Here is a 5,192-nt window from a genome sequence, read left to right as displayed (position 1 = left end):
TGGCTCCCCCTGCTGGACTTGAACCAGCGACATACGGATTAACAGTCCGCCGTTCTACCAACTGAACTAAGGGGGAACAACTCTCTTTAAAATGGCTCCCCCTGCTGGACTTGAACCAGCGACATACGGATTAACAGTCCGCCGTTCTACCAACTGAACTAAGGGGGAACAACTGTCTTAAAAGTGGCTCCCCCTGCTGGACTTGAACCAGCGACATACGGATTAACAGTCCGCCGTTCTACCAACTGAACTAAGGGGGAATCGCACAACCAGAGAATTTCTCTGTGTCTTTAAGACGGAGCGCATAGTAAATCGCTGGTGATTGAGAGTCAACTAGGATTTCAAAAAAAGTGAAGATAATAAGCGTGATTGCTTACAGAGTGCGCAAACTGGCGTTAAGATGTTTGCTAGAGTGAAATGTCGCAGTGGTTAGCATATGATTTATGCTAGCCTACGCAGCAGAAGACAAAAAATGTAACTAACTTACAAATGTAATTATTAACATCTGATACCTGCGATTTACATCAATAACACGCAAATCCTTGGGGTTATTGAGTTTGCGTTAGTTATCCACTGAATCTGTGGATAAGCCTGTGGGTTAAACCCATTTTTAGCTCTATAGCCCCTAATAAATAGGCATTTTAGTTAAATTGTTTGAATTCGGTTGATTTTATTTAAAGCGTTAAATTTCAATTGGTTACATTTTTGATGTGGGTTAGGTTGAAAACATTGGCGTTGAAAAAACTGATCAAAAAAACTACAGAGTTTTGGTTGTGAATTAAATCTCATTTACTGTGCTGTTTGAATGTATTTTATGCCAGTTGCGCACGGTTATTTGGCTAAAGTGTCAAAAAGCAGACGATTTCACTAAAAGTGACGATAATAGCAATATGGGTAACATCACTCGACTTGTTAACGGTAACGAAAGTAGCGTGTTTGGAAGTAAGGTATGATAGACAAGAAGTTTAAATTAGTTTCTCAGTTTTCCCCGGCGGGTGATCAGCCAAAAGCCATCGAGCAATTGCAAGATGGTATTGAGTCTGGACTTGCGAAACAGACCTTACTTGGGGTGACCGGCTCGGGTAAAACCTTCACCATTGCTAACGTCATTGCTAACCTTGACCGACCCGCAATACTGCTCGCTCCGAATAAAACGTTAGCCGCCCAGTTATACGGAGAAATGAAAGAATTTTTCCCAGAAAATTCGGTGGAATATTTTGTTTCCTACTATGACTACTACCAACCTGAAGCTTATGTCCCGACCACCGATACTTTTATTGAAAAAGACGCGTCGATAAACGCTCACATTGAGCAAATGCGCTTATCCGCCACAAAAGCTTTGTTAGAGCGACGCGACGTGGTGTTAGTGGCTTCGGTATCGGCCATATACGGACTGGGTGATCCAGAAAGTTACATGCGCATGCTTTTGCACGTTAGCATTGGTGACATCATGGGGCAACGTGAGATTTTGGCTCGGTTAGCAGAGATGCAATACAACCGCAACGACATGGATTTTCAGCGCGGTACCTTTAGAGTCCGTGGTGAAGTCATTGATGTGTTTCCTGCGGACTCAGAAAAAGACGGGATCCGCATTGAGTTGTTTGATGATGAAGTGGAGCGAATTAGCTCATTCGATCCACTAACAGGTACGGTTAACAAGAATCTGAGTCGCACCACCATTTACCCGAAAACCCACTACGTAACACCGAAAGAAAAAATCCTTGATGCGAGCGACAAAATTAAGGAAGAGTTGCGTGAGCGTAAAGCCCAGTTTTTGGCCAATCACAAGCTCATTGAAGAGCAGCGGATTACCGAGCGAACTCAATACGATATTGAAATGATGAATGAGCTGGGGTATTGCTCGGGCATCGAAAACTACTCCCGTTACTTGTCCGGCCGAGCGCCGGGTGAGCCGCCACCGACCTTGTTAGACTATTTGCCCAAAGATGGCTTGTTGGTGATAGACGAATCTCACGTCACCGTGCCGCAAGTCGGTGGCATGTATAAAGGGGATCGCAGCCGTAAAGAGAATTTGGTGGAGTACGGCTTTCGATTGCCATCGGCACTGGACAATCGTCCCCTTAAATTTGAAGAGTTTGAATCCTTGATGCCGCAAACTGTTTTTGTGTCGGCAACACCTGGAAAATACGAGATAGAGCACTCCGGCGAAGATGTGGTTGAGCAGGTGGTTCGGCCCACAGGACTGCTGGACCCTGAAGTCGAAGTACGCCCTGTGGCGGTGCAAGTTGATGATCTGCTCTCGGAGATAAACCTGCGTACGGCGGTAAAAGAGCGGGTTCTGGTAACTACGCTTACCAAACGCATGGCGGAGGACCTTACGGAATACTTCACCGAGCATGGCGTTCGAGTACGTTACCTGCATTCTGACATTGATACCGTGGAGCGTATGGAGATCATTCGAGATCTGCGTTTGGGAGAGTTCGATGTATTGGTGGGTATTAACCTGTTGCGAGAAGGGTTAGACATGCCAGAGGTTTCCTTAGTAGCAATTTTAGACGCTGACAAAGAGGGTTTTTTGCGCTCCGATCGTTCCTTGATTCAAACCATAGGTCGCGCCGCTCGAAACTTAAACGGTAAAGCCATTTTGTACGCGGATAAAATTACCGGCTCAATGGACAGAGCGATTTCCGAAACCAATCGTCGTCGAGAAGTTCAACAAGCCTTCAATGAAGCCCACGGAATTACGCCTAAAGGCGTGGTTAAAAAGATTACCGATGTCATGGAGGCACCGGCTGATGCTTCCGATGCTAAGGCGTGGGCTAACGTCGGCGAGCCAAAATCGAAGGATTACCGAGCGATTAATCAGGGTAAGCTGTCCATTGCGGAACTGACTAAACAAATCGAACAACTTGAAAAGCAAATGCTTAATCATGCTAAGAATCTAGAGTTTGAAGAAGCGGCGGCGATTAGAGATCAGGTGCATAATCTTAGAGAACAATTGGTGGTTGCTAATTAGCGGTTTGGTGTTGGTCGCGGTTGTGGCGGTGTAACCACCACCATAGTAGAGCTGCCAGAGCGCCGCTTAGGGCACCGATTAGGTGACTTTCGGTAGCTACTCGAGCATGAATTAATGCTTCAAGCTCTGGGCTGGCGCCAAACGTTTGTTCGTAACCAACCTTGATCGCTACTCCCAAGAGTAACAGATAGCCACTTTTCCAGCCTTTTCTACAATCGGCCACGGCGCCTATTACAAATAATCCGTGTAGCATGCCGCTAAGGCCGACATAACGCTCTGTATTTGGGGCGAACACAAACAAACCCATGCCTGTGGCCAAGGCGAGGCCAATAAAGAGCCCAACTAGCCACTTTTTAGAGAAATGATCGCCGTGTAATGAGGCCAACACCATAAGTCCCGCGAGGTTTAACCACATATGGTAGCTGTTGGTATGAGCTAAATTGCCACTGATTAACCGCCACCATTGACCGCTTGCGATTAGGGAGCGATCAAATTCGACCGACTGTACCGGAAGCAGTAAAGTCACCAGCATTGCAACCGCGGCAAAACCAAGGTAATGCCAATAATTGCGGCCCAACAGTCGCACCATTAATTGCTGCATTTTTTCTCTAGCGAGGCCATGGTTTGCTGTGGATTTTGTAAATACTCAGATAAGCCCTGAGCCCTCAGCAGGCAACTTGGGCACTCGCCACAGCCACTCCCAATAATGCCGTTGTAGCAGGTTAAGGTTTGCTCTTTAACCAGCTCTAGAGCTTGGTATTTGTCGGCCAACGCCCAGGTTTCTGCTTTGTCTAGCCACATCAAGGGGGTCGCTAAGGTTAACGGCCGATCCATGCCTTTAACCAGGGCGCTATTGAGCGCTTTTACAAACTCGTCACGACAATCTGGGTAGCCCGAGTAATCGGTTTCACATACACCAGTAATGACGGTTTGCGCCCCCACTTGGTAGGCAAAAATTCCTGCCAACGTCAGAAATAAGATGTTACGCCCTGGTACAAAGGTGTTGGGCAAGCCATTGTCCATCAATTCATTTGATACTGGAATTTCATCGCGAGTAAGGGCTGAAATCGCTAAGTCATTTAACAAACCAACGTCAATGATCTTGTGAGGTACATTAAGCTTCTTCGTAAGTGCTTGAGCGACTTGTATTTCTTGAGCGTGTCGTTGGCCGTAATCAAAGGTTAGCGCGTACACTTTGTCATATTGAGCAAGCGCTTGAACTAAACAGGTGGTGGAATCTTGTCCGCCACTAAAAACCACAATGGCTGTATTCATGAAACAATCTTTATTGAGAAAATTCAGGGCGATCATACCATGATAATTGAATGAATCGATAAGTAAGCTGTTTGTGTTGTGAGTTTGCATTTATAATGCGCTCAGTTCAGTAACCAATGAGTAAAAAGTTTGTACCCTGTAAATGAAGTGTTTGAAACCATACAAGGCGAAGGTAAGAACAGCGGCTTAGCTGCAATTTTCGTGCGTTTGCAAGGCTGTGAAGTTGGCTGTTCATGGTGTGATACCAAACATACATGGACACTAGACCCAGCTTTGCAAGTCTCGCCAGAGCAAGTGTTGTGTGTTGATGGTGAGGTTGGACGTTGGAGCCACTATTCCTCTGAGCAACTAATCGACGCCTTTAAAGCTCAAGGCTTTCAAGCTAAGTTGGTCGTTATTACCGGCGGCGAGCCGTGCCAATACGATTTGACTGAGTTATGTCAGGCGCTTGAAGCAAAGGGCTATCAGGTGCAAATCGAAACCAGCGGTACCGAGTTGGTAAAGGTCAGCGATGGAGCCTGGGTGACGGTATCACCGAAAATCAATATGAAAGGTGGAAAAGCGGTACTAGTGCAAGCCCTAGAGCGCGCCAATGAGATTAAACACCCCATTGCCCGTCAACGTCATATTGACGAGCTTGACGCCTTACTTGAGGGCATCGATCTCACCAATAAGAGCATGTGCTTACAGCCCATCAGTCAAATTGAAGCAGCAACAGCTCTGGCCATGAAAACCTGTATTGAGCGCAACTGGCGTTTATCGGTGCAAATGCACAAGTATCTGCAGATCGATTAAACAGCGTTAACAACGAAAACGAAAAAGGGCGACCCATGAGGTCGCCCTTTTCAAAAGATGGTGGAGGGGGAAGGATTCGAACCTTCGAAGGCTGAGCCGTCAGATTTACAGTCTGATCCCTTTGGCCACTCGGGAACCCCTCCAC

Annotated in this window: 4 protein-coding genes and 4 tRNA genes; 2 read left to right on the top strand and 6 right to left on the bottom strand. The window is 46.6% G+C overall.

Annotation, left to right across the window (positions count from 1 at the left end):
- The 3 genes from CLC91_RS14795 to CLC91_RS14785 form a co-directional block, all read right to left on the bottom strand.
- Window positions 1-76 (bottom strand) — tRNA-Asn (locus CLC91_RS14795).
- Window positions 77-92: 16 nt separating this feature from the next.
- A tRNA-Asn gene (locus CLC91_RS14790) sits at window positions 93-168 on the bottom strand.
- A gap of 16 nt (window positions 169-184) precedes the next feature.
- A tRNA-Asn gene (locus CLC91_RS14785) sits at window positions 185-260 on the bottom strand.
- 689 nt (window positions 261-949) lie between these two features.
- Here CLC91_RS14785 and uvrB point away from each other — a divergent pair.
- Window positions 950-2,977, top strand: coding sequence for an excinuclease ABC subunit UvrB (gene uvrB / locus CLC91_RS14780; RefSeq protein WP_095499243.1), 2,028 nt, complete (start codon window positions 950-952; stop codon window positions 2,975-2,977).
- Here the strand turns inward: uvrB and rrtA are convergent.
- Entirely contained in the window at window positions 2,970-3,578 is a 609-nt protein-coding gene (gene rrtA, locus CLC91_RS14775) for a rhombosortase (protein WP_233132640.1), read from the bottom strand. The two genes, uvrB and rrtA, sit on opposite strands and share 8 nt — an antisense overlap.
- Window positions 3,566-4,252: a 7-cyano-7-deazaguanine synthase QueC gene (queC, locus tag CLC91_RS14770; RefSeq protein ID WP_095499342.1), complete on the bottom strand. Its 687-nt coding sequence runs from the start codon at window positions 4,250-4,252 to the stop codon at window positions 3,566-3,568. Before queC ends, rrtA begins: the two co-directional genes overlap by 13 nt.
- A 129-nt stretch (window positions 4,253-4,381) precedes the next feature.
- Here queC and queE point away from each other — a divergent pair, with 129 nt between their 5' ends.
- Window positions 4,382-5,047, top strand: coding sequence for a 7-carboxy-7-deazaguanine synthase QueE (gene queE, locus CLC91_RS14765; RefSeq protein WP_095499244.1), 666 nt, complete (start codon window positions 4,382-4,384; stop codon window positions 5,045-5,047).
- 58 nt (window positions 5,048-5,105) lie between these two features.
- Here the strand turns inward: queE and CLC91_RS14760 are convergent.
- Window positions 5,106-5,190, bottom strand: a tRNA-Tyr gene (locus tag CLC91_RS14760).
- Window positions 5,191-5,192 lie beyond the last annotated feature (2 nt).

Source organism: Paraferrimonas haliotis (genome assembly GCF_002282895.1).
Lineage (GTDB): Bacteria > Pseudomonadota > Gammaproteobacteria > Enterobacterales > Shewanellaceae > Paraferrimonas > Paraferrimonas haliotis.
This window is presented reverse-complemented; position numbering and strand designations above follow the sequence as displayed.

Bases quoted from the DNA above. Each gene is read 5' to 3' on its own strand.
- rrtA (WP_233132640.1), bottom strand. From the start codon at position 3,578: ATGCAGCAATTAATGGTGCGACTGTTGGGCCGCAATTATTGGCATTAC.
- queC (WP_095499342.1), bottom strand. From the start codon at position 4,252: ATGAATACAGCCATTGTGGTTTTTAGTGGCGGACAAGATTCCACCACC.
- uvrB (WP_095499243.1), top strand. From the start codon at position 950: ATGATAGACAAGAAGTTTAAATTAGTTTCTCAGTTTTCCCCGGCGGGT.